This is a genomic window from Streptomyces sp. NPDC050528 (assembly GCF_044457795.1).
In the GTDB taxonomy this organism is placed as follows: domain Bacteria; phylum Actinomycetota; class Actinomycetes; order Streptomycetales; family Streptomycetaceae; genus Streptomyces.
This window is the reverse complement of record NZ_JBITHH010000019.1, coordinates 26,202-50,907: the sequence shown is the minus strand read 5'-3', so window position 1 is coordinate 50,907 and position 24,706 is coordinate 26,202. Positions and strand designations below refer to the sequence as shown.

Annotated in this window: 25 protein-coding genes, 1 pseudogene and 1 riboswitch; of the genes and pseudogenes, 13 read left to right on the top strand and 13 right to left on the bottom strand. The window is 67.0% G+C overall.

Annotation, left to right across the window (positions count from 1 at the left end):
• Positions 1 to 15: 15 nt before the first annotated feature.
• The 3 genes from ACIBK4_RS45330 (at position 16) to sugE (ending at position 1,272) form a co-directional block, all read left to right on the top strand.
• A complete protein-coding gene (locus ACIBK4_RS45330; RefSeq protein WP_399005139.1) occupies positions 16 to 363 on the top strand; it encodes a DUF3618 domain-containing protein in 348 nt (115 codons plus the stop codon).
• Positions 364 to 419: 56 nt separating this feature from the next.
• Positions 420 to 776 (top strand): co-chaperone GroES, encoded by a 357-nt coding sequence (locus ACIBK4_RS45325; RefSeq protein ID WP_026150372.1) that lies wholly within the window; start codon positions 420 to 422, stop codon positions 774 to 776.
• Positions 777 to 849: 73 nt separating this feature from the next.
• Positions 850 to 917: riboswitch (guanidine-III (ykkC-III) riboswitch) on the top strand.
• Positions 918 to 951: 34 nt separating this feature from the next.
• Complete coding sequence (sugE, locus tag ACIBK4_RS45320) at positions 952 to 1,272, top strand: quaternary ammonium compound efflux SMR transporter SugE (protein WP_033286057.1); 321 nt, start codon at positions 952 to 954, stop codon at positions 1,270 to 1,272.
• 8 nt (positions 1,273 to 1,280) lie between these two features.
• On the opposite strand, the gene ACIBK4_RS45315 is transcribed toward sugE, so the two are convergent.
• Positions 1,281 to 3,725, bottom strand: coding sequence for a transglycosylase domain-containing protein (locus tag ACIBK4_RS45315; RefSeq protein ID WP_399005136.1), 2,445 nt, complete (start codon positions 3,723 to 3,725; stop codon positions 1,281 to 1,283).
• 221 nt (positions 3,726 to 3,946) lie between these two features.
• Between ACIBK4_RS45315 and ACIBK4_RS45310 the strand changes: the two genes are divergently transcribed.
• The 4 genes from ACIBK4_RS45310 to ACIBK4_RS45295 all read left to right on the top strand — a co-directional run bounded on the left by ACIBK4_RS45310 (position 3,947) and on the right by ACIBK4_RS45295 (position 7,524).
• The gene (locus ACIBK4_RS45310; RefSeq protein ID WP_399005134.1) at positions 3,947 to 4,747 is read left to right on the top strand and encodes an ABC transporter permease; all 801 of its coding nucleotides are present in this window, start codon (positions 3,947 to 3,949) and stop codon (positions 4,745 to 4,747) included.
• A 70-nt stretch (positions 4,748 to 4,817) separates the two neighbouring features.
• Complete coding sequence (locus tag ACIBK4_RS45305) at positions 4,818 to 5,594, top strand: ABC transporter permease (protein ID WP_399005388.1); 777 nt, start codon at positions 4,818 to 4,820, stop codon at positions 5,592 to 5,594.
• Between the two features lie 17 nt (positions 5,595 to 5,611).
• Entirely contained in the window at positions 5,612 to 6,610 is a 999-nt protein-coding gene (locus tag ACIBK4_RS45300) for an ATP-binding cassette domain-containing protein (protein ID WP_399005132.1), read from the top strand.
• A gap of 56 nt (positions 6,611 to 6,666) precedes the next feature.
• A complete protein-coding gene (locus ACIBK4_RS45295) occupies positions 6,667 to 7,524 on the top strand; it encodes a DUF1707 domain-containing protein (protein ID WP_399005130.1) in 858 nt (285 codons plus the stop codon).
• 24 nt (positions 7,525 to 7,548) lie between these two features.
• On the opposite strand, the gene ACIBK4_RS45290 is transcribed toward ACIBK4_RS45295, so the two are convergent.
• Positions 7,549 to 8,910, bottom strand: coding sequence for an SGNH/GDSL hydrolase family protein (locus tag ACIBK4_RS45290; protein ID WP_399005128.1), 1,362 nt, complete (start codon positions 8,908 to 8,910; stop codon positions 7,549 to 7,551).
• A gap of 106 nt (positions 8,911 to 9,016) precedes the next feature.
• Between ACIBK4_RS45290 and ACIBK4_RS45285 the strand changes: the two genes are divergently transcribed.
• The 5 genes from ACIBK4_RS45285 to ACIBK4_RS45265 all read left to right on the top strand — a co-directional run bounded on the left by ACIBK4_RS45285 (position 9,017) and on the right by ACIBK4_RS45265 (position 15,717).
• A complete protein-coding gene (locus ACIBK4_RS45285) occupies positions 9,017 to 10,369 on the top strand; it encodes a DUF445 domain-containing protein (protein ID WP_399005126.1) in 1,353 nt (450 codons plus the stop codon).
• Positions 10,370 to 10,446: 77 nt separating this feature from the next.
• Positions 10,447 to 11,925, top strand: coding sequence for an MFS transporter (locus ACIBK4_RS45280; RefSeq protein WP_399005124.1), 1,479 nt, complete (start codon positions 10,447 to 10,449; stop codon positions 11,923 to 11,925).
• Between the two features lie 76 nt (positions 11,926 to 12,001).
• Positions 12,002 to 12,409: a hypothetical protein gene (locus tag ACIBK4_RS45275; protein ID WP_399005122.1), complete on the top strand. Its 408-nt coding sequence runs from the start codon at positions 12,002 to 12,004 to the stop codon at positions 12,407 to 12,409.
• Between the two features lie 666 nt (positions 12,410 to 13,075).
• Complete coding sequence (locus tag ACIBK4_RS45270) at positions 13,076 to 14,344, top strand: DUF3500 domain-containing protein (protein ID WP_399005120.1); 1,269 nt, start codon at positions 13,076 to 13,078, stop codon at positions 14,342 to 14,344.
• Positions 14,341 to 15,717: a HupE/UreJ family protein gene (locus ACIBK4_RS45265; protein WP_399005117.1), complete on the top strand. Its 1,377-nt coding sequence runs from the start codon at positions 14,341 to 14,343 to the stop codon at positions 15,715 to 15,717. The genes ACIBK4_RS45270 and ACIBK4_RS45265 overlap by 4 nt, the downstream gene beginning before the upstream one ends.
• A 112-nt stretch (positions 15,718 to 15,829) precedes the next feature.
• On the opposite strand, the pseudogene ACIBK4_RS45260 reads toward ACIBK4_RS45265, so the two are convergent.
• The 9 genes and pseudogenes from ACIBK4_RS45260 to ACIBK4_RS45220 form a co-directional block, all read right to left on the bottom strand.
• Positions 15,830 to 16,756 (bottom strand): annotated as a pseudogene (locus ACIBK4_RS45260) (hydrolase); the annotation flags it as partial.
• Positions 16,757 to 17,137: 381 nt separating this feature from the next.
• On the bottom strand, positions 17,138 to 17,989 hold the full coding sequence (locus tag ACIBK4_RS45255) for a hypothetical protein (RefSeq protein WP_399005114.1): 852 nt from the start codon (positions 17,987 to 17,989) through the stop codon (positions 17,138 to 17,140).
• 192 nt (positions 17,990 to 18,181) lie between these two features.
• Complete coding sequence (locus ACIBK4_RS45250) at positions 18,182 to 18,784, bottom strand: DUF5753 domain-containing protein (protein ID WP_399005112.1); 603 nt, start codon at positions 18,782 to 18,784, stop codon at positions 18,182 to 18,184.
• Positions 18,781 to 19,338, bottom strand: a complete 558-nt coding sequence (locus ACIBK4_RS45245; RefSeq protein WP_399005386.1) for a DUF6879 family protein — start codon at positions 19,336 to 19,338, stop codon at positions 18,781 to 18,783. Before ACIBK4_RS45245 ends, ACIBK4_RS45250 begins: the two co-directional genes overlap by 4 nt.
• 143 nt (positions 19,339 to 19,481) lie before the next feature.
• Entirely contained in the window at positions 19,482 to 19,853 is a 372-nt protein-coding gene (locus ACIBK4_RS45240; protein ID WP_399005110.1) for a hypothetical protein, read from the bottom strand.
• A 95-nt stretch (positions 19,854 to 19,948) separates the two neighbouring features.
• The gene (locus tag ACIBK4_RS45235; RefSeq protein ID WP_399005108.1) at positions 19,949 to 20,386 is read right to left on the bottom strand and encodes a glycine-rich domain-containing protein; all 438 of its coding nucleotides are present in this window, start codon (positions 20,384 to 20,386) and stop codon (positions 19,949 to 19,951) included.
• A 794-nt stretch (positions 20,387 to 21,180) separates the two neighbouring features.
• Positions 21,181 to 22,011: a helix-turn-helix domain-containing protein gene (locus ACIBK4_RS45230; RefSeq protein ID WP_399005106.1), complete on the bottom strand. Its 831-nt coding sequence runs from the start codon at positions 22,009 to 22,011 to the stop codon at positions 21,181 to 21,183.
• Entirely contained in the window at positions 22,008 to 22,529 is a 522-nt protein-coding gene (locus ACIBK4_RS45225; RefSeq protein ID WP_399005104.1) for a DUF6879 family protein, read from the bottom strand. The genes ACIBK4_RS45230 and ACIBK4_RS45225 overlap by 4 nt, the downstream gene beginning before the upstream one ends.
• Positions 22,513 to 22,722 carry a hypothetical protein gene (locus ACIBK4_RS45220; RefSeq protein ID WP_399005102.1) on the bottom strand — a complete coding sequence of 70 codons (210 nt, stop codon included), beginning with the start codon at positions 22,720 to 22,722 and terminating at the stop codon, positions 22,513 to 22,515. The genes ACIBK4_RS45225 and ACIBK4_RS45220 overlap by 17 nt, the downstream gene beginning before the upstream one ends.
• 207 nt (positions 22,723 to 22,929) lie before the next feature.
• Here ACIBK4_RS45220 and ACIBK4_RS45215 point away from each other — a divergent pair, with 207 nt between their 5' ends.
• Positions 22,930 to 23,550: a nitroreductase family protein gene (locus ACIBK4_RS45215; RefSeq protein ID WP_399005100.1), complete on the top strand. Its 621-nt coding sequence runs from the start codon at positions 22,930 to 22,932 to the stop codon at positions 23,548 to 23,550.
• Between the two features lie 19 nt (positions 23,551 to 23,569).
• On the opposite strand, the gene ACIBK4_RS45210 is transcribed toward ACIBK4_RS45215, so the two are convergent.
• Both ACIBK4_RS45210 and ACIBK4_RS45205 read right to left on the bottom strand, forming a co-directional pair.
• Positions 23,570 to 23,773 (bottom strand): DUF397 domain-containing protein, encoded by a 204-nt coding sequence (locus ACIBK4_RS45210; RefSeq protein ID WP_399005098.1) that lies wholly within the window; start codon positions 23,771 to 23,773, stop codon positions 23,570 to 23,572.
• Positions 23,770 to 24,618, bottom strand: a complete 849-nt coding sequence (locus tag ACIBK4_RS45205; RefSeq protein WP_399005096.1) for a helix-turn-helix domain-containing protein — start codon at positions 24,616 to 24,618, stop codon at positions 23,770 to 23,772. Before ACIBK4_RS45205 ends, ACIBK4_RS45210 begins: the two co-directional genes overlap by 4 nt.
• Between the last annotated feature and the right edge of the window lie 88 nt (positions 24,619 to 24,706).

Genomic DNA, 24,706 nt, shown 5'->3' with positions numbered 1-24,706 from the left:
TTCGGAGGCCGTACGGTGACGGACACGTCGAACACGCCGGACACCAGAACCCCGGCGCAGATCGAGGCGGACATCAAGCGTCGCCGCGATGTCCTGGCCGACACGCTCGACGAGATCGGGGTGCGGGTGCACCCGAAGACCATCGTGGGCGACGCGAAGGCCAAGGTCGCGTCCAACATCGACCACACCCTCGGCAGGGCGTACGTCGGCGTCAACCGGGTGGTCAGTGACGTCAAGGGTCAGTTCGTGGACGAAGAGGGCGCGCCGCGCATCGAGCGGATCGTTCCTGTCGCTCTCGTCGCCGTCGGTGTCGTGGGCCTGTTCGTCCTCGGCTCCCGGCGTCGCAGTGGTCGTAAGGGCTGAAACCGTGGGTCACCCGGCCGCGTACGGACGGGTCCCGGGCAGGTAGGTTCGTGGGCGTGAGCGCCAAGAGAGACGAGCAGAGCACCCAGCACGACAAGCTGCCCATCCGGATGCTGCACGACCGTGTGCTCGTGCGGCAGGACAAGAGCGAGGGCGAGCGGCGTTCGGGTGGCGGGATCCTGATCCCCGCGACGGCGGCCGTGGGGCGCCGGTTGGCCTGGGCCGACGTGGTCGCCGTAGGGCAGAACGTGCGGACCGTGGAGCCCGGCGACCGGGTTCTCTACGACCCGGAGGACCGTGCCGAGGTCGAGGTGCGCGGGGTCGCCTACGTCCTCATGCGCGAGCGGGATCTGCATGCCGTGGCCGCCGACCGGTTCGAGGGGTCCGAGGACTCGACCGGCCTGTATCTGTAGGGCGCGTACCTTGTAAGCAGCAAGCCTTTAAGGGGCTGGTGACCATGGTCACCAGCCCCTTTTGCCGTTCCTTTGCTACGTTGGAAATGAGCCCGACGAGACGCGCCGTACCGGGGCAGCGACACCGAAAGACGACGCACCCCCGTTCAGTACGTACGTCTCGGAGGTGCCTGTCATGGCCTGGGTTCTGCTCGTCGTCGCCGGTCTGCTCGAAGTCGGCTGGTCTATCGGCATGAAGTACACCGACGGCTTCACGCGGCTCGTCCCCAGCGTGTTCACCGGTGCCGGGATCGTCGCCAGCATGCTGTTGCTCTCGTACGCCGCGAAGTCGCTGCCCATCGGTACCGCCTACGGCGTCTGGGTCGGGATCGGCGCGGCGGGGGCGGCGGTGCTCGGCATGGTGGTGCTGGGGGAGCCTGCCACCGCCGCCCGGATCTTCTTCGTGTGTCTGCTGCTGGTCGCCGTCGTGGGGCTGAAGGCGACCTCCGGTCACTGAGACCGGGGTCACTCCTTTTTGCGGCCGGTGCTCTGGGGGCCGGCGGTCGTTCCTGCGGTCGTGCCGCCTGTGGTTGTTCCGCCGTCCGTCGTGGTCCCGGTCGTGCCCCCCGTCGTCGTCCCCCCGTCCGTGGTCGTGCCCGTCGTGCCGCCGGTGGTCGTGGTGCCGCCGTCGGTCGTCGTGCCGCCCGTGGTCGTCGTCCCGCCGTCCGTGGTCGTGCCCGTGGTGCCGCCGGTCGTCGTGGTGTCGCCGCCGGTGGTCGTCGTGCCGCCGTTCGTCTGGCCCTGGGTCTGGCCCTGGTCGCCCTGGCCGCCGGTGGCGGTCATGCCGCCGTTGTCCTGGTTGCCGGTCGTCGCCGGCTGGCTGGGCTGGAGGCTCGGGGGTGCGACGGTCTCGGCGCCGTCCTGGAGCTGGAGATCGAAGTCGCTCGCCTCGGTGCCCTTGAGGGCGGACTTGGTGAACTGGGCCCAGATCTCGGCGGGCGCCCCGCCGCCGTTGACGCGTTCGAGGCCCATCGCGCCGTAGAGCGACTTGTGGGCGGCGGTGGTCGGGTCCTGGCCCATGACCGAGACGACCGTCGCCAGGTCCGGGGTGTAGCCCGCGAACCAGGCCGCCGTGTCCTCCTCGGCCGTGCCGGTCTTGCCGGCCGCCGGGCGGTCGGCGCCCTGGGCCGCGGTGGCCGTGCCGTTGTCGACGACGCTCTGGAGGACCGAGGTGGTGGTGTCGGCGGACTCGCGGCTCACCGCGCGGGTCGTCTTGCGGTCCGGCAGCTTGACGTCGTTCGTGCCGTCCTTGGTGATCTTCGAGATCATCGTGTACGTGTGCCGCTCACCGTGGTTGGCGATCGTGGCGTAGGCCTCCGCCATGTCGAGGACGCTCGCGGTGGAGGGGCCGAGCGCGATGGACGGGGTGGCGGTCAGGTCGGGGGTGTCGGACGGGATGCCGAGGGCGATCGCCGTCTGCTTCACCTTGTCCGGGCCCACGTCGACCGCCATCTGCGCGTACACCGAGTTGACGGACTTGTCCGTCGCCGTGCGGACGGTGATGTCGCCGTAGGAGGCCTGGTCCTCGTTCTCGGGCGCGTACGAGCCGCCGCTCCAGCCTTCCACGGGGCGCTTGTTGGTGCCGTCGTAGTAGGTGTTGGGCGTGATGGTCTGGCCGTCCTGGGTCTGCGAGTCGTTCTGGATCGCGGAGGCGAGGACGAACGGCTTGAAAGTGGAGCCGACTTGGAAGTCGCCGCGGGTCGCGCCGTTCGTGTACTGCTTCACGTAGTCGATGCCGCCGTACATCGCGACGATGTTGCCGGTCTTGGGATCGACCGAAGCGCCGCCCGCGCGCACGTAGTTGTCGACCTTGCGGTTCTTCTTGTCGAGCTTGGACATGACCTGGTCGTCGACGGCCTTCACGAAGGCGTCCTGCTTGCTCTTCTGGAGCGTGGTGGTGATGCGGTAGCCGCCGGCTTCGAGGGTGTCCGCGTCGATGATCTTGTTGCTGGTGAGGTAGTCCTTGATCGCGCCGACGATGTAACCACGCTGTCCGGACATGCTCGTTGAGGCCGTCGCCTCCTTCGGCATGGGGAACTTCATGCCGGCGCGCGCGGACTGGGTGAGCCAGCCCTTCTTGACCATGCCGTCGAGGACGTAGTTCCAACGGGCCACCGCAGCGGCCTTGTTCTCCGGATGCGCTACGACGTCGTACTCGCTCGGCGCGTTCAGCAGCGCGGCGAGGTAGGCGCCGCGGCCGGCGTCGAGGTCGGTGGCGTCCTTGCCGTAGTAGGCCTGGGCGGCGGCCTGGATGCCGTACGCGTTGCGGCCGAAGTAGCTGGTGTTGAGGTAGCCCTCCAGGATCTCGGCCTTGGACTCCTCGCGGTCCAGCTTGATCGAGATGAAGAACTCCTTCACCTTTCGGGTGACGGTCTGTTCCTGGCCCAAGTAGTAGTTCTTGACGTACTGCTGGGTGATCGTCGAGCCGGACTGGGTGCCCTTGCCGGTCGCGGTGTTCCACGCGGCGCGGACCATCGCCTTGGGGTCGACGGCGGACTCGGTGAAGAAGTCCCGGTCCTCGGCGGCCAGTACGGCGTGCTGGGCGTTCGCGGAGATCTGGTCGAGGCCGACGTTCTCGCGGTTGACCTCGCCGTCGCGGGCGAGTTGGGAGCCGTCCGCGTAGAGGTACACGTTGGACTGCTTCATCGCGAGGGCGTTGGCGGGCGGGATCTTGACCAGGGAGTAGCCGAGGAAGAACGCGCCGACGAGCAGCGCGATGAGCACGACGACTCCGCCGAGGGTCATCCGCCAGGTCGGGATGATCCTGCGCCACCCGGTGCGCTTGGGCCGCTTGGCCTTCTTCGGCTTCTCACCGCCGGGTGCCCCGGGGGCCTCGGGGGTGGCGGCCGCTTCCGGCTCTCTCGGTGCCCAGCCCTGGTTCGGCTGCTGCGGCTGCGGCTGGTCGCTCATGTCGTGCACGGACTCCTGTTTCGCGTCGTACGGTCCCGTACTGCCTCGTACGTTCCTGTACGGCCTTGTGCGCTTCTGCGCCCCCAGACGAAGACTCTCGCACCATGCGTTCCGTTCCCGCCCATCGGCACGCACTTGCCCGGAAAATGCGTGGCGTGCGTCACCACCTGCGGACTAGGCTCCTGCGCTTCGGTGTCAAGACAGGGTGGAGGTTGGTTTCTGTGGGCGCTGGGCGGTTGTACGCGGCCGTCGCGGCGGGGGGTTTCAGGCGGTACGCGACCTACCGGGCGGCGACGCTCGCCGGGGTCTTCACCAACACGGTCTTCGGTGTGGTGCTCGTCTACACCTACCTGGCGCTGTGGGACGAGCGCCCGCATCTCGGGGGGTACGACCAGGCGCAGGCGGTGACGTACGTGTGGCTGGGGCAGTGTCTGTACGCGATGCTGGCGATCCAGGGCGGCGGGTTCGAGAAGGACCTGATGGAGCGCATCCGCACGGGCGACATCGCCGTCGACCTGTACCGGCCGGCCGACCTCCAACTCTGGTGGCTGGCAAGCGACTTCGGACGGGCGTTGTTCCAGATGCTCGGCCGGGGCGTGGTCCCGTTCACGTTCGGCGCGCTGTTCTTCCCGATGGCGCTGCCCTCGGACGTCCTGTCCTGGGCGGCCCTCCTGGTGGCGCTGCTGCTGGCGGTCCTCGTCAGCTTCGGCATCCGCTATCTCGCGGCGCTGAGCGTGTTCTGGCTGCTGGACGGCACGGGCGTCAACCAGGCCATGATGATCCTGGGGATCTTCTGCTCGGGCATGGTGCTCCCGCTCAACGCGTTCCCCAGCGGGTTCGGCGCGTTCGTCCAGGCGCTGCCCTGGGCGGCACAGCTGCAGATGCCCGCGGACGTGCTGATGGGAAAGATCGACCCGCTCCACGCGTACGCCTTTCAGACGGCCTGGGCGGTGGCGCTGCTCGCGGCGGGGCGGCTGATGCAGTCGGCGGCGACGCGGAGAGTGGTGGTGCAGGGTGGTTGAGACGACCCGCCGGATCGAGGACCGGACCGGTGAACTCCCGCGCTGGCAGGAAGGGTTGCGCGCCTACGGGATGATCGCCGGGATGTGGGTCCGGTCGAGCATGGCCTACCGCACGTCCTTCGTCATCACCGTCTTCGGCAACCTCCTGGTGACCGGCCTGGACTTCGCCACGATCCTGCTGATGTTCTCCCAGGTCCACTCGCTGGGCGGCTGGTCCCTGCCCGAAGTCGCCTTCCTCTACGGCCTGTCGGCGACCGCGTTCGGCATCTCCGACCTGGTCCTCGGCTCGATGGACGTGCTCGGCGCCCGCATCCGCGACGGCTCCTTCGACACGCTCCTGGTGCGCCCCGCCCCGGTGCTGGCCCAGATCGGCGCCGACCACTTCGCACTGCGCCGCCTGGGCCGGATCACCCAGGGCACCCTGGTCCTCGGGTACGCGCTGCTCCACATCGACGTCGACTGGACGGTCGGGAAGCTGTTGTTGGTGCCGGTGATGCTGCTCTGCGGCGCGGCGATCTTCGGGGCGCTGTTCGTGGCGGGCGCGGCCTTCCAGATCCTCGCGCAGGACGCGGCCGAGGTGCAGAACGCGTTCACCTACGGCGGCAACACCCTGCTGTCGTATCCGCCGGCGGTGTTCGGCAAGGACTTCGTACGGGGCGTGACCTTCATGCTGCCGCTCGCCTTCGTCAACTGGGTGCCCGCCTCCTATGTGTTGGGGCGGCCGTACCCGCTGGACCTGCCGGCGGGCGCGGCCTTCGCCTCGCCGCTGGTGGCACTCGCCTGCTGCGCGCTGGCCGGGCTGGCGTGGCGGGCGGGGCTCAAGTCGTACCGGAGCACGGGAAGTTGAGGACTGTGGACGGGCTTGTGGACAGGTCCGCGGATGAGTCCGCGGACGAGCACTTCATTCAACTGGACCGCGTCGAGAAGGTCTTCGACGTGCGCAAGAAGACCGGGTTCATGAAACGGGAGCGGCGCCAGGTGCGGGCCGTCGACTCGATCTCCTTCACCGTGGCACGCGGCGAGATGGTCGGCTACATCGGCCCGAACGGCGCCGGGAAGTCGACCACCATCAAGATGCTCACCGGCATCCTCACCCCGAGCGGGGGCCGGCTGCGGGTCGCCGGCATCGACCCGTCCCGCGAACGGACCCGGCTCGCGCATCGCATCGGCGTGGTCTTCGGCCAGCGGACCACCCTCTGGTGGGACCTCCCGCTGATCGACTCGTACAAGCTGATGCACCGCATGTACCGCATCCCGGACGCCCGTTACACCGAGAACCTCGACCGCTGTGTCGAACTCCTCGAACTGGGCGCCCTGTTGGACGTCCCTGTCCGCCAACTCTCGCTCGGCCAGCGGATGCGCGGCGACATCGCGGCGGCCCTGCTGCACGACCCCGAGGTCCTCTACCTCGACGAACCGACCATCGGCCTGGACGTCATCTCCAAGGCCAAAGTCCGGGAGTTCCTGCGGGACTTGAACGCCGACCAGGGCACCACGGTCCTCCTCACCACCCACGACCTCCAGGACATCGAGCAGCTCTGCTCCCGCGTGATGGTCATCGACCACGGCCGCCTGATGTACGACGGCCCCCTCGCCGGGCTGCACGAGGCGGGGGAGAGCGAACGGACCCTGGTGGTGGACCTGGAACGGGAGTTGCCCCCGATCGAGGTACCCGACGCGCGGGTGGTCAAGGTGGAGGGCCCCCGGCAGTGGCTCGCGTTCCCGGCGTCGGAGTCGGCGGCTCCGCTGGTCGCGCGGATCGCGGCGGAGTATCCGATGGTGGACCTGTCGGTGCGGGAGCCGGACATCGAGGCGGTGATCGCCAAGATGTATGCGGAGCAGGCCGAGAAAGCGGTGTCGTAGCCCCGGGTCAAGTCACGTCATGGCCCTGCGCGGAGTCACCTCGTAGGCTGCTCTGTATGACCGACGACGCAGTCCCGGAGCTCCGCGCATCCGACGCCGACCGTGAGCGAGTCGCCGAGGTGCTGCGCGACGCCGTCGCGGAGGGCCGCCTCGACATGGAGGAGTTCGAGGAGCGGCTGGAGGCGACCTACAAGGCGCGGACGTACGGCGAACTGACCCCCATCACCCGGGACTTGCCCGCCGTCGGCGTTACCCCGCCACGGGTGAACATGGTCAAGGAGCCGGTGGACAGCGGGAGTTGGGCCGGGCGGATCGTCGGCGGCGAGGGGTCCTCGACCGGTGCCGTGGCCGTCCTGTCCGGGTTCCAGCGCAAGGGACGGTGGACGGTCCCGAAGCGGTTCACCTGCTTCTCCTTCTTCGGCGGCGGCGAACTCGACCTGCGCGAGGCGAACTTCGCGGACCGCGAGGTCGAGATCAACTGCATCGCGATCATGGGCGGCGTCCAGATCACCGTGCCGCCGGGCGTCGAGGTCGTCGTCCGCGGCATCGGCATCATGGGCGCCTTCGACCAGAGCCAGGAGGGCGTGCCGGGCGACCCGGGCGCCCCACGTGTGATCATCACGGGCTTCGCCTTCTGGGGCGGCGTCGGCGTGGAACGCAAGGTGACCCGCGCGGAACGACAACGCCTCAAGGAGGAGCGCCGCCAGCAGAAACTGGACCGGGGCTCCCCGACCAGGGAGCTCTACGGCTCCCACCGCGACGCCCTCGCCGGTCTGCACGACGCCCACCGCGAGGCCATGGAGGAACACCGCGAGGCGATCCGCCGCCGCCACGAGGAGCGCAGGGAACGGCACGAGGAGCGGCGCGAGCGGCACCGGGAGCGGCGGGGGCGCAGGCACCGGGACTGGGACTGACGGTTTTCCGGGAGGGGGACCGGGTTACAGCTGGGCCGGGACCGCGCCCTTGAGGTCACCCAGGTCAATCGTGGCGGCCATCTTCCGGTAGCCCCGGTCGCTGGGGTGCAGATGGTCGCCCGAGTCGTACTGCGAGGCGAACCTGCGCGGGTCGTACGGGTCGCGCAGCGCCTTGTCGAAGTCGACGACGGCGTCGTAGACCTTGCCGCTCCTGATCGCCGCGTTGACCTGCCGGCGTACGGCGTCGCGGCCCGCCGAGGAGCGGGGGTGGCCGCCGAAGGGCATCAGGGTCGCGCCGATGACCTTGATGCCGCGGGCGTGCGCCTGGCGGACCAGGGTGCGCAGGCCGGTGACGATCCGGTCGGCGGTGGCGCCGTGCAGGACGTCGTTGACGCCGAGGTCGATGACGACGACCTTGACGTTCGGGCGGCCCAGCACGTCCCGGCCGAAGCGGACGAGGCCGCTCTGGTTGATGGCGGGAGTGCCGTCGAGGCTCGCGAGTATCTGGTTGCCGCTGACGCCCTCGTTGACGACGCTGTAGCGGGGCACGTCCTGCCCGGCGGCCACGGCCGCGCGCAGCCGCTGCGAAAAGGCGTCCGGCCAGCGGCGGTTGGCGCTCTCCGTCGAGGTGGACCCGTCGGTGATCGAGTCGCCGAACGCGACGACCGTACCGTTCGCCTGGTCGCTCAGCACGTCCACCGACGTCAAGTACCGCCAGATCGCGGTGCGTTCACGGTACGGCGTGCCGGTCGCGTCCTCGGCGTGGTCGCCGTCGGCGAGATAGGAGATCTGCCGTGCGTACGGGTGGTAGGTGGCCGGTCCCGACGCGCTGGGGGAGTAGGTGGTGACCAACAGGTCGGCGCCCGCCGGGACTTGGAGGCGCACGGCGTCGCTGAGTATCTGTCCCCCGGCCGGGATCGTGACCGAGGTCGCGCCGCCGCCGAAGGTCAGCCGGCGCATGGTGTCCTTGGCCGCGGTGGGGCTGTTGTCGGCGGCGGCGACGGCGATCGAGACGTGGGTGAGGGTGAGCGGGACCCGGCCGTAGAGGTTGGACAGGGTGATCCGGGCGCCCGCGCCGCCCGCGCTCGTGTGGACGATGTTGCGCACCGAGCGGCCCGCCGTGTCGACCCGCTTGGTGCCGGACTCGCCGGCGACGGGGGCGGCGGCCCAGGCGCCGACCCAGGTGCCGGCCGAGGCGGGGGCGGCGGAGTTGCCGCCGGAGCGGGAGCCCGAGGAGTTCTTGCCGTCGTCGATGCCACCGTCGCCGGCGGAGGCTCCGACGTATATGCAGAGCGAAAGGACCGCGATCAAGGTGATGATCGCGGACAGTAGGGCACGCTGCTTTGTGGGGGACACCCCCACATCCCCAGCACGTCGCTTGGTCACGCGGTACTGATCTCCTCGGGTGAGTGGCAGGACCCTGCCATTTTGCCCGATCGGGTGACAACGGGAACTCCTGTCCCGTTCCGGGAGTCGGTCAGGAAGGGACAATATGCACGGTACCGGCGAACGGGTGGAGCGGATGGAACGGACAGAGGCGGGGCTGGGGGCGGCGACCGAGCGTGACGGCTCCCGCCGCACGATGACCACGTTCAGCGCCGCCGACCAGGAGAGGCAGCGCGGCGTCCGGCGGATGAAACTGACGGCGCTGGCCCTGCTGCTCTTCGTGGCCGTCGTCTACGTCCTCGCGAAGTGGGCGTCGCACTCGGGTGCGGGACCCTGGGCGGGCTATGTCGCCGCCGCGGCCGAGGCCGGCATGGTCGGTGCGATGGCCGACTGGTTCGCGGTCACGGCCCTGTTCCGCCACCCGCTGGGCCTGCCCATCCCGCACACCGCGATCATCCCCACCAAGAAGGACCAACTGGGCGTCTCCCTGGGCGAGTTCGTCGGCGAGAACTTCCTCTCCGAGGAGGTCGTACGACAGCGCCTGCACGCGGTCGGCATCGGCAGCCGCCTCGGCGCCTGGCTGGCGGACCCGGACCACGCGGACCGCGTCACGGCGGAACTGTCGGCCGCGCTCCGGGGCGCCCTCACGGTCCTGCGCGACTCGGACGTCCAGGCGATCGTCGGCGAGGCGATCACCCGCCGGGCCGACGCCCAGGAGATCGCGCCCGGGATAGGGAAAACGCTGGAGAAGATCGTCGCCGACGGCGGCCACAAGCGGGTCGTCGACCTGATCGTCGCCCGCGCGCACGACTGGCTGGTCCTGCACGACGAGCAGGTCATGGACGCGGTCGAGGGCGGCGCACCCGGCTGGACCCCGAGATTCGTCGACAAGCGCATCGGCGAGCGCGTCTACAAGGAGCTGCTCCGTTTCGTCACGGAGATGCGTGACATGCCCTCCCACCCGGCCCGCGGCGCGCTGGACCGGTTCCTCGGCGACTTCGCCGCCGACCTCCAGTCCGACACGGAGACCCGCGCGCGCGTGGAACGCCTCAAGGGCGAGGTCCTCGGCCGCGGCGAGGTCCAGGACCTGATCGCCAGCGCGTGGACGTCCGTCCGGTCGATGATCGTCTCGGCGGCCGAGGACGAGCGCAGTGAGCTACGGCTGCGGGTGCGGGCCTCGTTGATGTCGCTGGGGGCGCGGATGGCCGTAGAACCGAAGCTCCAGGCGAAGGTCGACGGGTGGGTGGAGGGCGCGGCGGTGTACGTCGTCACGACCTACCGCAAGGAGATCACCTCCCTGATCACGGACACGGTGGCCGGCTGGGACGCCGAGCACACGACCCGGAAGATCGAGGCGAACATCGGGCGTGACCTGCAGTTCATCCGGATCAATGGCACGGTGGTGGGGTCGTTGGTGGGGTTGTTGATCTATACGGTGACGCGGCTGGTGGGGGTGTAGGTGCGGGTGTAGGCGGGGTGTAGGGGGCGAATTCCGGGGGCACCCGGAGGGGGTTCGCTCGACGAGGAGGAACCCCGATGGCCAGTGCGAGTGTGAGTGCCGGGACCCAGGGTGGGGGTGGGGGCCGGACGATCACCTCGTCCATCCCCGCCCGTCTGGACCGCCTTCCGTGGTCCCGCTGGCACTGGACGATCGTCATCGGTCTCGGCACCGTGTGGATCCTCGACGGCCTGGAGGTCACGGTCGTCGGCAACATCTCCAGCCGCCTCTCCGAGCCGGGCAGCGGTCTGCCGATCAGCTCCGGTCAGGTCACCGGTATCGCGGCGGCGCTGTATGTGGCGGGCGCGTGTGTGGGTGCGCTGTTCTGGGGCCATCTGACCGACCTCTACGGCCGTAAGAAGCTCTTCATGATCACGCTGGTGGTGTATCTGGCGGCGACGGCTCTGACGGCGGCTTCCTTTTCCACGTGGTGGTTCTTCACGTTCCGTTTCCTCACCGGCTTCGGGATCGGTGGCGAGTACGCGGCGATCAACTCGGCGATCGATGAGCTGATTCCGGCGTATTGCCGGGGCCGCGTGGATCTGGTCATCAACGGCAGTTTCTGGGTGGGCGCGGTGGGTGGGTCGTTGTTGTCGATCGTCGCGCTGAACACGAGCATCTTCGCGGCGGACGTGGGCTGGCGGCTGACCTTCGCGCTGGGGGCTGTGCTCGCGCTGGTCATTCTTCTCGTACGACGGCATGTGCCGGAGAGTCCGCGGTGGCTGTTGATCCATGGCCGGGATCGGGAGGCGGACGAGGTGGTGACCTCGATCGAGCGGCGGATCGAGGCGGAGCAGGGGCATGAACTGCCGCCTGCCGAGGGCGAGATCACCATCCGGCAGCGCAAGAGTGTTTCCTTTGCCGAGATCGCCCGTACGATCTTCCGGGACTATCCCAAGCGTGCGACGCTCGGTTTCTCGCTTTTCATCGGGCAGGCGTTTCTCTACAACGCGATCACTTTCGGCTTCGGCGCGATCCTGACGAAATTCTTCAATGTGCCTACGGGGAATACGGGTTACTACTTCGCGGTGATCGCGGTCGGTAATTTCCTGGGTCCGCTGCTGTTGGGCAAGCTGTTCGACACGGTCGGGCGGCGGGTGATGATCTCGTCTACGTATCTGTTGTCGGGGTTGTTGCTGTTCGGTACGGCGTGGTTGTTCGACCGGGGGTCGTTGAGCGCGACCACGATGACGGCGTGCTGGTGCGCGGTTCTGTTCTTCGCTTCGGCGGGTGCGTCCAGTGCGTATCTGACGGTTTCGGAGATCTTCCCGATGGAGACGCGGGCGATGTCGATCGCGTTCTTCTACGCGCTGGGGACGGCGGCGGGGGGTATCAGCGGGCCGCTGCTGTTCGCGGATCTCACGGGGACGGGGAGGGTCGGTGACACGGTGCTCGCGTTTCAGATCGGGGCGGGGTTGATGTGTGCGGCGGGGTTGGTGGCGGCGGTGTTGGCGGTGCGGGCGGCGGGGCGGTCGTTGGAGGACGTGGCTACGCCGTTGACCGCGGTGGAGTCGTGAGGGGTGGAGTCGCGAGGGGTGGATCTGAGTATGCGTACTCTGTTGCGGCTTCGGCCCGCGGAGAACCCTCGTACGCATGACCGAGAAGCTGCTGAGCCCCCTGCGGACGTGCCCCTGGCCGGAACGCTGGTTGACCCGGATGCTCGGTGCGGGGGTTGCGACGGTGGCGTATGTCGTGTGCGTGCCGTCGGGATCGGTGCCGGGCGGGGTGCACGTCGGTGGCGGGGTGGCACTCGGGGTGATCCTGGTGGTGCTGGCGGGCTACTTCGGCCGTAGGGACGACTTGGCCTGGCCGGTGGTGCTGGTGGCTGTGCCGCCGGCTGTGCAGATGTATCTGTCTTTCGAGTCGGAACAGCCGTTGGCCTGGGCGTCCGCGACGTTGGTGGTCGCGGCGGGCACGTTGGTCGCGGCGGGGGTGGGACGCTGCTTCAGGCCGCGCGGCGAGGAGGATGTGGCCGACGGTGTGTTGTGTGCCCGTCGGTGACCGTCCGCAGGATCGTTGTCGGGTGCGGGTTCGGTGGGGGCTGGTCGCGCAGTTCCCCGCGCCCCTGGGTGGTTGGGGGTGCGGCTTTGTGCCTTGGTGCGGGTGCGTTGTGGTTCGCCTGGGGTGCGTTGTGGGGCGGCGCCGCGCCGGGGGGTATCCGTCCTCGGATCGGCGCGGGGGCGTTTCTCAAGAGCGGGGCGGTGTTGAGCGCCGACCGCTGCGGGCGGACACCCCCCGACACGACGCCTCGCGCCGTACGCGGCCGACCGAGTCACGCGTGGCGGTCGGCTACCGCCCAGGATGCGAGGGCTACGGCGCCGGCGACCCCGAAGACGGCGGGCCAGGCGCCGATCTTCTTGGTCCAGCGGGCCACGCCGTACCTCCTGGTAGCAGGTCATCCTATTCAGGCGATAAGAATCGCCTGGCAAATAGCTGAGTGAATTCTCTGAATTCATGCCGGGTTGCTGTGCAACCTGAAACTTATTTTACCTGCGTGACCATCCATTGAGATTCAGGTGAGAACGTCGATAATCTTGCCAACGATCGCGCGAGCGGCCGACCGGCGCCGCCCCCTGCGTGTCTCACCCCTGCCTGCGACCGCTGACGAGCGGCGATGGGTGCTGCCCATGCGGCTGGGACATCTTTCTGGAATTGAAGGAGTGGTCCGTGAGTAAAGAAAGAACCCGTCTCGTGCGTACGAGACGGACCTGGCGTGGAATTGCCGGGGCTGTTACGGCGGTTGTGCTGGTCGGTGGTGGTTTCGCCGTGGCCAATGCCTCGACGGACAGTCAGACGGGTACATCGGCCGCGGGCGTCAAGCGTCCGGTCGACAAGAAGGCCACCGGCGTCGGTGCCGTGGTCAGCGCGGCCAACGCGTTCCTGAACACGCTGGACGCCGACCAGCAGGCGGAGGTGCTGCTGGACTTCTCGCAGGCGAACGCCACCGCGTGGTCGAACCTCCCGTGCGGCTCGTCCTGCCGCCCCGGCATCCAGCTGGGTTCCCTGACGGACACTCAACTCGCCGCCGCCATGAAGGTGGTGAAGCTCGCCACGGGCACCGGCAAGGGCACCGGGTACGACCAGATCACGCAGATCATCAAGGCCGACGACGTGCTCAACGCCGCACAGAGCACCAGCTCCGCGGGTCCGGCGCCGTCGGACACCGCGTCGAGCACGGCCTCCGCGGACCCGTCCGCCAGCTCGACGGCCACGGATGCTCCGACCGACGTCCCGACCGGCACCCCGCCGTCCGGCGGCACCGGGGGCGGCGGCATGGGCGGCTACGGCAGCGGCGTCTACTTCCTCGCCTTCCTCGGCACCCCCTCGGCGACCGGAACCTGGCAACTGCACTTCGGCGGCCACCACTTGGCCCTGAACCTCACCTACAAGAAGGGCAAGGTGGCAGGCTCCAGCCCCTTCTTCGTCGGCGTCGAGCCGAGCACCTGGACGGACGACGCGGGCACCACGTACTCGCCGCTCGCGACCATGCGCAACGGCCTCCTCGCCCTCACCGGCAGCCTGAGCACGGAACAGTTGGCCACCGCCAAGCTCTCCGAGTCGTTCAGTGACGTCCTCCTCGGCCCGGGCCAGGACGGCCAGTTCCCGGAGACGAAGGAGGGCATCAAGGTCAGCACGCTCTCCCCGAAGCAGAAGCGGCTGGTCCTGAAGGCCATCCACCCCTGGATCGCCAACGTGGACGACGCCACCGCGAAGAAGCTCATGAAGACGTACGAGCATGAGCTGAACCAGACCTACGTCGCCTACTCCGGCGGCACCGCCCTCGACACCCAGGGCGACTACGTCCGCATCGACGGCCCCGGCGTCTGGGTCGAGTTCGTCTGCCAGAACGGTGTCGTGTACCGGGACCAGATCCACTACCACACCGTGTACCGCGACCACACCCGCGACTACGGCAGCGAGTTCACCTTCTCATGATCCGACCGCGAACTTGGCTGACCACAGCGCTACTTCGCCTGGTGGCCGGGATCGCGATCGCGGTACCGGCGGCGCTCCTGCTCGGAGCGTCGCCGGCCGCCGCGCACCCGATGCCGCACTCCGTGGTCCAACTCGACGTGTACCAGGCCTCGGTGACCGCACGGCTGGCCCTGCCGGTCGACGACTTCTCCCGGGCGAGCGGCATCGATCTCAACACGGTCAAGTCAACCGCCCTGGCCAGTAAGGCTGTTGCGATCCGTGCCTACCTCGCCGGGCACATCCACCCGACCACCCTCAAAGGCAAGGCCTGGCAGGTCACCATCGGTGCGCTGAGCCTCAGCCGTACCGAACAGACCTCCACCGGCCCGTACCGCGAGCTGGTCGCGAAGGCCGTTCTCACCCCGCCCGCGGGAGCGGACGTACGGCACTTCATCCTTGGCTACGACGTGATCGTGCACCAAGTGGTCACGCATATAACGCTGGTGTCGGTGCGTCAGGACTGGGCCGCGGGTCGGGTCGAGGGTGACGGTGCCACGCAGGTGGGCACCATTCGCCTCGACGTCCGGCACATGAAGGTGCCGCCGCTGACCGTCGACCTCGGCGAGGGGAGTGCCTGGCGCGGGTTCGTCGCGATGCTCGAACTGGGCGGCAACCACATCCTCACCGGCACCGACCATCTGTTGTTCCTGCTCATCCTGTTGCTCCCCGCACCGCTGTTGGCGGCCGGCGGACGCTGGAGGGGCCTGGCCGGACCGCGTGCGGCGATCAGGCGCATCGGCGGTATCACCCTCGCCTTCACCGTCGGCCACTCCGTCGCCCTTGCGGCAACTGCCCTCACCCGCTTCGAGATCCCCGGCCGCCCGGTCGAGGCGTTCATCGCGGCCAGCATCCTGGTAGGAGCGGTCCACGCGATCAGACCCCTGTTCCCCGGCAGGGAAGCGGTAGTTGCGGGCGTCTTCGGCCTGGGCCACGGCATGGCGTTCTCGTTCGTCCTAGCCGAAATGCACCTGTCCACAGCCCAGCTGGCGACCAGCCTCCTTGCCTTCAACCTGGGCATCGAGCTCGTCCAACTCCTGCTGGTCTGCCTGGCGTTGCCCTCGCTGCTGGTCCTTGCGAGGGTGCGGGTGCAGCCCGCGCTACGGGTGGGCGGTGCGCTCGTCACGGCCACGGCGGCTGTCGGCTGGCTGGCGGATCGGTTGGGGCTGCCGAACCCGGTGGCCAGGGTGGCCGACAGCGCGGGGTCCCATACGACGGGGATGCTGGTGGTGCTTGCGGTGGGGGCGGTGACGGCCGTGGGGGCGGGCGTGTGGACGTTCGTTGTCCGCCAACGGGGCCGCGAGGTACCGGAGTTGGTGCTCTCCCCACTCCCGTAGTGCCGTAGTCCGTCGGAACGGAACGCGGAGAGTGCGGGTCCGGGGAAGCAGGCTCCCCGGACCCGCACTCAACTACCCAGCGCTGTACGGGATCGCGATCATTGGGTCACGAAGACAGCCACTCCGTCGCGTTGAGGGCGAGGGCGGCGTTGGTGGCGCCGGTGTCGTTCCAGCCGTCGTAGAGCGTGTTGCCGGACTGGCCGGTGCCGTCGTCGATCGGTGAACTGTCGCCCCAGAACGCGACCTTGCCGCTGCCGAAGGTGCTGGTCGCGAAGAAGGCGCCGGTGTTCCCGGAGTAACCGGAGCGGTAGAGCAGCCCCTTGGCGGCGGAGTTGTCGGCGGGCTTGATCGTGGCCGTGGTGCCGTTGGCGATCAGGCTCTTGGTGACGGTGCCGAAGGAGCCGTGCAGTACCGGGTTGGTGCTGTCGCTGATGGCGGCCGGGTAGCCGGAGCTGATGTTGAGCGAGTCGATGGAGAAGCCGAACGGGTCCGTGGAATCAACGCTGTTGTTGGTCATCAGATCGTTGAGGATCTGGACCGCGTCGTAGCCGTCGTTGTTGCGGTCGGACCCGGTGTGGTCGGAGATCATGAACAGCCCGCCGCCGGCCTTCACGAAGTTCATGATGGCGGTCTTCTCGGCGGTCGTGAACTTGATGTTCGGCTCGGGCAGCACGAGCGTGTCGAAGTTCGAGAGGTCGGTGGCCGACGAGCCGCCGTAAGTGAGCGCGCTGGTCGCGGTCTTGAGGCTGTAGTCGCCGGTCTTCTGCAGGGCGATGCCCCACGAGGAGAGCGCCCCGGTCCAGTCCTTGTCGGAGGAGGGGGAGGAGTCCTGGGACAGCGGGTCCGGCTTGCTGGTGGAGATGATCCAGTCCGCGTTGCCGGCTTCCTCGGCGTGGCCGTCGTCGAACAGGACGCGGTGCGTGGTGGCCGCGTGCGCCGGGGTGACGGTGGCCGCCTGGACGGCAGCGCCGGTGGCGAGCATGCCGAGCACGGTGAGGGCGGTGGTGAACCTACGACGGGACGTGTAGGCACGTGTCATGGACTTGCCAAAGCTGAGCATCCGGTGAACCTCCGTGAGTGGGGGGATTCCATCAGTGGGGGGTGGAATGGGCGGGGGGTGCGGGTGCGGTACTACGGGTACTACAGGTGCTGCGGTTCCCACGGGTATTGCGGGTACTACGGGTGTTGCTGACTGCGGTGAATCTTCGCGCGTAGAACGGTAGTTGAGTGATCACCGATCGACACAAGGGAGGACGGTACACAGGAGATCGGGGGTGTTGGGAGACTCTCCGGGCGGTTCACGTAGATCTCTTACTCGGCGCTGCCGGGGTGGGGAAATGGCGCGGTGCCGGGCGCGATGACGCATGGCGACCCGGCACCGAAGTGCTGACGTGCGGATGTCGAGGAGCTACCGAACCGCCTACCGAACGTCGACGAAGTCGCCGGCCGCTGTGGCCGCGGCGGTGGTGGCCGTACCCGCGAAGACGTAGCGGTAGTAACCGTCGACCGTGGCCTTCGTGGTGGTCTTCAGGACGCCGGTGCTGTTGGTCTTGACCGTCTTGAGGGTGGTGTAGGTGCTGCTGCTCTTCTTGCGGAACTGGAGTTTCACGGGCTGGGACACGTAGCCCGCGTACTTGCCCGTCGACCAGTTAGCGCGGGCGAGCTTGCCCGTGACCGTGATGGTCTTGCCCTTCTTGACCGGCTCCGGCGTGGCGTTGGCGGTCAGCGTGGCGGCCTTCTTGATCGAGGTGGTGGCGACGTCGTCGTCGGCACTGGCGTTCGCGTACAGGTCCCAGGCCCCCAGGAACAGCTTCCAGGTCCCGGCCACACCGTTGTCCTTCATGTCGGTGGCGGGGTGGATGTTGAAGACGGCCTTGCAGGTGTACGTGCCCTGCGTCGCCGTCTCCGTGCAGGCGGGGTCGTCGTCCGTACCCAGGCCGCCGGTGATGCCGGCCGTGGTCGAACTGTCGGTGCCCTGCCACAGGAACGCCTCGGTGAGCGCGATACCGCTCGCGTTCGTGGCGGTGTACGTCACGGTGACGGACTTCGTGCCGGTGGTGCCGAGAACGATGTCCTTGCCGCCGTTGATGACGGCGTGCGAGAACTTGGTGTTGCCCGAGGAGTCTCTGGGCTGAACGGCCTTCGCACCGAAGGAAGTCAGCCCCGCCACCGCACTCGGACGCTCCGCCGCCTGAGCGACGACCGGAAGCGCGAGCGCGGACAGGACGACGGCACCGGAAACAGCGACGGCAGCCGCAACACGTATACGCATGAAACCCCCACAGGAACCTGAGAGGCCCGCCCAAGTCTCCCCTTGGCCGGGCCTGTTGATCTCCGCATGATATGGACTCAGGTCGGAAATGGTGAAGATCTCTTGGGCAATAAGTGCGTAAGGGGGCAGTGGGGCAGGGGGAGTTGCTACCGACCAGCCGTCGGCGGTCTGGCTGCCCGTCGCCGAACACGTTCAGGCGTTACTCCAGAAGGCAAGGGCCTTGCTGATCAACCCTCTTGCCGACTCTCCGTGGCACGCCGCACCGCTGAGGGCGTCGAACGCCTTGTGGTGGAGGGCCAGTTCAGTGGCGTCGGTGATGTCCACGCCGCAGGAGACGAGTTCGTAGTGGGCGCGGTCCTCACCCATGTTGAATCCGGGCATGGGGACGACGCCGAACTCGGCGTCGGCAGGGAGGATCCCCAGGCCGAGCGAGGGCAGGTCCATGTCCCGGAGGAGACGCTCCAACTGCTCGCACATGACCTGACTGCCCCCAACGTTCGTGTACAGGGCCTGTTCGCCGAGGACCACGTCATAGCGGTGCTCACCGTCGTACAGAACCTGCTGCCGCTCCATGCGCTTGGCCACGCCCGCCGGCACGTCGTCGGGAACTCCGAGAAACTCGACGACGCGCCGCAGGATCACGGTCGCGTACGCCTCGGTCTGGACCGTGCCCCAAATCATGTTCGGGACATACGCCTTGCCATGCCGAGTCTGCTGATACCAGCCGATTACCTCGTCCTGGATGTCTTCGGTGCCGGTGGACAGACGCTGTTGCCATGGGGTCGAGCTGGTCACTGGATCTCTCCTCTCGATTGCCTCGGACGCCGATGTCCAGCCGCCAACGAGGTCACGTACTCCTCAAAGGGCACCGACTCGGCAAGGGCGATCCGCTGATACTCCTGGAATGGTTCTGGGGCGCCCTCGTACACCTCCCGGCTGATCTGAGTCCCGTCGCGCTCATAGTGCATGAGCACGATCTGGGAACGGTCGAACATCCAGAAGTCCCGCACTCCATCAAGGGGGTTGGGACGTCCGGTCACATCAAGGATGCGAACGGCTTCCCCGGCTTCGATGTTGTGGCGGTAGTACTCGAACTCGAAGCGGAGATAGTCCGTGAGGGGCTGCGTCACGATGTGCACCCGCCCGACCCGGCGACCGCCGGCGACGTACGCCTTGACCCGGTCGGACCAGGGCTGAGTCGCATCGCGCGTTACCGGCTCCCCGGCCAGGAACCGCCGGATCGCTTCTTCCTCCTGCGGCACGCGGTAGACGGGCAGAGCCTCCAGGCGCCATGCCTCCTGTTGCATGGAGTCGAACGTTTTCCGCCAACCCTCACGAGCCAAGAGCACGCACAGCCCCCTCAGAACCAATTCTGCGATCTTCACGACTACTTCCCCCTCGATGGGGCGAGCATTCTCTATTGCCGTTGCCCGGCAGCCATTGCTCAAGAACTGTCAAGGTTGCCAACGGCCAAGAGAAACAGTGCACTTGTTCAGAAGTTAGGCAACGCAATCCAGCCAGTGAGCAGGATGTCGTGGTTGACGAAGAGCGTGTCGAGGTCGATACGTCGGCGGATGTACGCCGTCCAGGTCGCACGCGGCAAGTCCGTGTATGCGGCGACCACGCGGGCGCGGTTCGCCTGAGTGAGGATCCAACGGGCCTGGTCGGACTTGTTGCTACGGCCGCTGAAGTCGCGCGCCAGCTGCCACAGCTCCTCACCCTCGCTGAGCACGTCGACCACGGCGACGATCCCGATGTCACCCAGGCCGCGTTCGTCGCTGGACTGGGTGGTGTAGGCGACGGTGAGGGCTTCGAGGGGGAAGACGGTGACACGGCTGGTTGCGGTCAGCTCGGTCAGGGACACGAGAGGGTGGTCCGTTTCTGACGGAGAGGGCGAGCCGGGTTTCCCTTAGGGAGAGGACCTGGCCCGCCCTGGTGAGCAGCGGTTGGCGATGCGGATCAGCAGCAGGGGCCGTCGCCGCAGCAGGCGGGCGCGTTACATTCGGCGGCTGTGCCCCACAGGTGGTCGTCGACCTCGAAGCCGGCTGCTCGGATCTTGCTGACGACGGAGGTCATCAGGCCGCGGTTACGGGTCTTGCTGTTCGGCTGGTGGTGCAGGAAGTAACCGAAGGTGCGCTCGCACCAGTCGGCGTACCAGTCGGTGTGAAGGATGAGGGTGTGCCAGCCGGGGTCGACCTGTTGCGACGGGGCCATGGCGGCACCCTCGCCTGTTGAGCCCATCACGAAGACCAGGGCGAGGGCCTGGTCGACGACACGGTCTGCGACGGCGTGTTCCAGGCCGTATTCGTCTGCGCAGAACGCGGTGAGCATGGCGAAGTCGGCGTCGGGGACGAGGGAGCGGCCGGTACGGGTTCCGATGGAGACGACGGTGGTCATCGAGTGACCCCCTTCCTGCTTGTCGTGTTGCAAGGCGGGGTCGGGCCGGGCGGCTTCTCGGGGCCAGGCGGGGTTGAACTGATCACGGTGTCACCTCATAGTTGGTGGATTTTGGGCGAGATGGGGTGCGATTCGAGTGGGAGTCCGTCAAGTCGGTGTATTCGGGTGCTGACGCCTCGTCGATAGGTACTCCGCGAAGGATTTACAGGGCACTTCTTGTGCAGGTAGACCGTGCTTCCACCGGCGGATGACGAGACCTTGTCGTGTTCGTCGTATTCCTCGCCGTGGTGAATCGTCTGGTCAATAGCTCCGCACATCACGGCGAAGGGTCTCCTTCCAGATCGCTTTCCAGGCCTGGTGCAACTGCTGGGCTTCCGGGCACATCCGGTCTGGTGTGGCCTTGCAGACATGGCAAGCAAGGTAGTGATTGGTGAGGGTGCCGAACGCCTTGGAGACTTCGTGACACGCCGTGCAGCGCGAGCATCGGCACGGAGGCCATTCCGAGGTGATCGAGGGAATCAGACCGTTGCCGCCGAACACGGCGCGTTCCGGGCCCCAGGTCTTCCCGGAGTCGCGGGAAACGCGCATTGTCATCAGGGCGCGGTTAGCGAAGAGTCTGGTAGAGGGGCACACGTTACGCCCTGGAAGGTCTTTCGCTCTGGAAGGTCGTTCCGTAGGTTCGTGCGACTGAAGTTTCTGCGGTACCGCCATCCGTCCTCCCCGGCTTGGTGACGCTTCTATGATTCACCGGGCGAGAGGGTGATCCGAACACTATTCCCGTTGCGGACTAAAGATCATCGGTAGGAGTTGGCCCACTGCTTCATCAATTCCCTTGCTTCGTCGCCGAAGTAGGCACACTGTTCAAAAAGAGAGAACACGATGAGATACTCGGAAATGTCTCTGGAGTCCCGAAAGATCATGCGGCCGGTGAAGTTCTCGACCGTGGCCAGCCGGTTGTCGTAGATCGTGAACGTGTTCATCGGACCGCGTGCCATTTCGGTTCCGACCGGAAGGATCCCGATGCGGATATTTGGCAGGTGGGACAGCGATACCAGGCGATCGATCTGGACCGCCATGGCGGACGGCGGGGCGATTGCCCACCGTACCGCCTGCTCCGTCAGGAGGAAGGTGAAGGCCTTTGACGCGTCATAGAGGACGGCTTGGCGTTCCAGCTTGCGTGCCACAGTATTCGAGGAGTTTCCCGGCGTGTGAGTAAGACTGGCACGAACATACTCCGGTGTGGCCAACAGGCCTGTAATCATGGCAGGAAGGAAGTATCTAAGTTCCGTTGCTTCACCCTCCAAGGAAGCGAGCTCGGCCTGTCGTTTCTCCATTCCGCGGCGCCGGGAAGCGCGTTTATCCTGCCACTCGGTATTCGCGATGCGTGCGAGAGCCGTGACTTCCCCAACTATTTCAGCAGGGGCATCAAGCGCCCGGAGGATACGTTCCACATCAACGAGCTTCGGCGTCTTCTTACCAGTCTCGAACTTGCTGATTTGACTCTGAGACATGTTGCAACGACGAGCGAGCCGGTCCCCAGTGAGACCGGCTCGCTTGCGCAACTCGCGCAATGTTTCTGCTAGGTCAGTTCTCGACTGCCCCAGCTGTTCAGGATCAAAGGTCACTCGAATTCTTTCACATACGCGGAGAACGGCACCGAGTGGGCGAGTGAAATCCGCCTCCACTCCAGATATGGGGAAGGATCACCAGCGAACATCTCACGATCGATCTGTGTCCCGTCCGGCCGGAAATTGAGACGCACTATGCGCTCCTCGTCGAACAACCACCAGTCGGTTCCCGAAAGGGGAAGTCCGTAGTCTTCCTCTGTGACATCCAGGATCCGGATGTTTTCGCCGGCGGCTATGTTCCCCGGAATTCCCCAAGCGAATTGGTACCGCTGATATTCCGTCAACGGCCGCCGCACAACCCGTACGCGCCCAATGGCGCGCCCTGAAGTCACGTATCCGCGTACCCGTTCATGCCAGCGCGCATTGTGGTCGGTCGGCTTCGGCTCACCGCGAAGGAAGCGGGCGACATTCTCGGCTTCTCTGGGCATGGTGTAGGTGGGCTGAGCCTCGAACCGCCACGCGTCACGTTGGTACGCGTCGAACATCCTCCGCCATTCGTCACCATCCAAGAGCACGCACGGCCTCCTTGAGTACCGACTCGGGGATCTCTACCAGAGCCTCACCGTCCGGCGGCTGGAAAGCGTCCGACATGTTCCCTTGGACCACGATGGAGCCCTTGGCCGTGCGGTAGACGTTCGGGCAGTCGTCGTCATCACAGTTGGTCCCGTTGCCCGACCCAGTGAGCCGCGTCAGTTCTTCGCGAGCCATGATGCCCCCTCTGTCCCGCCCCGCCGGAGCGACCTTTTCGGATGACGCTACGGACGGCATCGAGCCTCGTCTACGCCGACTCCGAAATATTCCCGACCTGGCATAAGTGATTGTTTGTGAGGGGCGACGTGTCCGGGAGCGGACCGTAACTTGCCACGCCTCGATGGCTATCCCGTGGCTCAACAGCGCTCAGTACTCTGGGAGTTCATGGCAAGATCTGCCGGCATGGAGTTCTCCGAAGTGGTCTGTCGACGACGCATGATCCGGCACTACACCGACAAGCCGCTGACCCCGGAGGTAACCGAACGCATCCTCGCCTCCGCCCTACGAGCCCCCTCGGCCGGCTTCTCCCAGGGCTGGGCGTTCCTCGTCCTGACCGACCCGGCCGACCGCGCCCGCTTCTGGCCGTTCGTCCCCACGCGGGTCGAGAACACCCCGACCATGCAGGACGCTCCGCTGGTCGTCGTACCCCTGGCGCACAAGGCTGCCTACCTGGCGCGCTACGCCGAACCCGACAAGGGTTGGGAGGACCGTGCAGAGGCCCGCTGGCCCGCGCCGTACTGGTACATCGACACGGGAATGGCCTCCCTGCTGATGCTCCTGACCGCGGTCGACGAAGGGCTTGGTGCCTGCTTCTTCGGGATCATGCCGGAGCATCTGCAGCCGTTCCGGGCCGAGTTCGGGGTGCCGGAGGAGTACGACCCGATCGGTGGGATCACGGTGGGGTACCGGGCTGAGGATGTTCCTGAGCAGGGCGCCCGGGTTGCGGAGCGGCGGCGTGGTGTGGGGGATGTTGTTCACCGGGGGCAGTGGGGGCGGCATGCCTGAGAGGGGAGCAGTTCGTTGACTAGCTGTTCCTCAAGGCGTGCACGAAGGAACACCAAGCCCTGCTTTGAACGGTGACCACTGGGCTCGTTGTGTACTTGGTGTCGCGCACGAGCGCGTATTCACCGGTCATCGCGCACTCGACGCACTCACCTCCGGCGCCGTTGCTGTAGGACGACGTGAACCAGATCAGACGGTTGTGGGTCCCGGCCTCTGCGCTGTTCAACTTGCGTATTCCTTCAGAACGGACTTGATCAACTGGGTGGAGCGTTGAGGACTGAGCGCCGCAGCCCGGAGGCCGTCGAATGCCTTCGTGTACTCACGAACATGATGCTCGCCCTCCAGGTACACAGCATCGGTGATGCCGTCCCGGTACACCAGGTCAGGGTCCTCCGGAGCGGGGAAGCCGAGGATGGTGAATGTGCCCGTGGCCGGATATGTGCCCGAGTCGAAGGGGAGGATCTGCAGGGTCACGCTCGGCAACTCGGCTGATTCCAGAACACGTTCGAGCTGCTCTCGCATCAGCGTCCTATCCCCGATGACGTTGCGCAGCGAGCCCTCGTTCACGACGAACCAGGCATCAGGGGCGTCGGGCCGCGCCAACATGGCCTGGCGTTCCATGCGCACTTGTACGGCCCTGTCGATGTCCTCGGCGGACATGTGGGCTCCCGTTCTGTGGAGTTCACCGATGTACGCCTGGGTCTGCATGAGTCCTGGGATCAACTCGCACTGGTACTGGCGGAACGTGGAGGCATCCTGCTCCAGGCCGATGTAGATGTTGAACCACTCGGGGACACCGGCGCCGTGCACCTGCCACCAGCCGCGCGTCTTGGCCTCCCGGGCCAACGACTTGAGGAACTCGCGCAGTTCGTCGGTCGTGTCGTAGAACCGGCAGAGGGCATCGATGTCCGACGGCTGGACCCGACCGCTGCCCGTCTCCATACGATTGACCTTGGAGCCGCTCCAGTCCAGGGCCTGGCCGACCTGCGCACAGGTGAACGCGTTCGTCTCCCGGAGCTTCTTCAGCTCGATCGAGAGACGACGACGGCGTGCCGTCGGTGAACCGGCCATCTCAACCCTCTCAACCATCCGTCGAATAGCGGGTGTTCAGTCTCGCGCCAAGACCTCTGCGTGCCAATCACTCGGAAGTGGGAATCTC

What these genes read in the sequence shown, in the direction of transcription:
- sugE (WP_033286057.1), top strand. Translation starts at nt 952, where the DNA reads ATGGCCTGGGTTCTGCTCGTCGTCGCCGGTCTGCTCGAAGTCGGCTGG.
- ACIBK4_RS45315 (WP_399005136.1), bottom strand. Translation starts at nt 3,725, where the DNA reads ATGAGCGACCAGCCGCAGCCGCAGCAGCCGAACCAGGGCTGGGCACCG.
- ACIBK4_RS45305 (WP_399005388.1), top strand. Translation starts at nt 4,818, where the DNA reads ATGATCGCCGGGATGTGGGTCCGGTCGAGCATGGCCTACCGCACGTCC.
- ACIBK4_RS45295 (WP_399005130.1), top strand. Translation starts at nt 6,667, where the DNA reads ATGACCGACGACGCAGTCCCGGAGCTCCGCGCATCCGACGCCGACCGT.
- ACIBK4_RS45285 (WP_399005126.1), top strand. Translation starts at nt 9,017, where the DNA reads ATGCACGGTACCGGCGAACGGGTGGAGCGGATGGAACGGACAGAGGCG.
- ACIBK4_RS45280 (WP_399005124.1), top strand. Translation starts at nt 10,447, where the DNA reads ATGGCCAGTGCGAGTGTGAGTGCCGGGACCCAGGGTGGGGGTGGGGGC.
- ACIBK4_RS45275 (WP_399005122.1), top strand. Translation starts at nt 12,002, where the DNA reads ATGACCGAGAAGCTGCTGAGCCCCCTGCGGACGTGCCCCTGGCCGGAA.
- ACIBK4_RS45265 (WP_399005117.1), top strand. Translation starts at nt 14,341, where the DNA reads ATGATCCGACCGCGAACTTGGCTGACCACAGCGCTACTTCGCCTGGTG.
- ACIBK4_RS45255 (WP_399005114.1), bottom strand. Translation starts at nt 17,989, where the DNA reads ATGCGTATACGTGTTGCGGCTGCCGTCGCTGTTTCCGGTGCCGTCGTC.
- ACIBK4_RS45235 (WP_399005108.1), bottom strand. Translation starts at nt 20,386, where the DNA reads ATGACCACCGTCGTCTCCATCGGAACCCGTACCGGCCGCTCCCTCGTC.
- ACIBK4_RS45220 (WP_399005102.1), bottom strand. Translation starts at nt 22,722, where the DNA reads ATGGCTCGCGAAGAACTGACGCGGCTCACTGGGTCGGGCAACGGGACC.
- ACIBK4_RS45215 (WP_399005100.1), top strand. Translation starts at nt 22,930, where the DNA reads ATGGCAAGATCTGCCGGCATGGAGTTCTCCGAAGTGGTCTGTCGACGA.
- ACIBK4_RS45205 (WP_399005096.1), bottom strand. Translation starts at nt 24,618, where the DNA reads ATGGCCGGTTCACCGACGGCACGCCGTCGTCGTCTCTCGATCGAGCTG.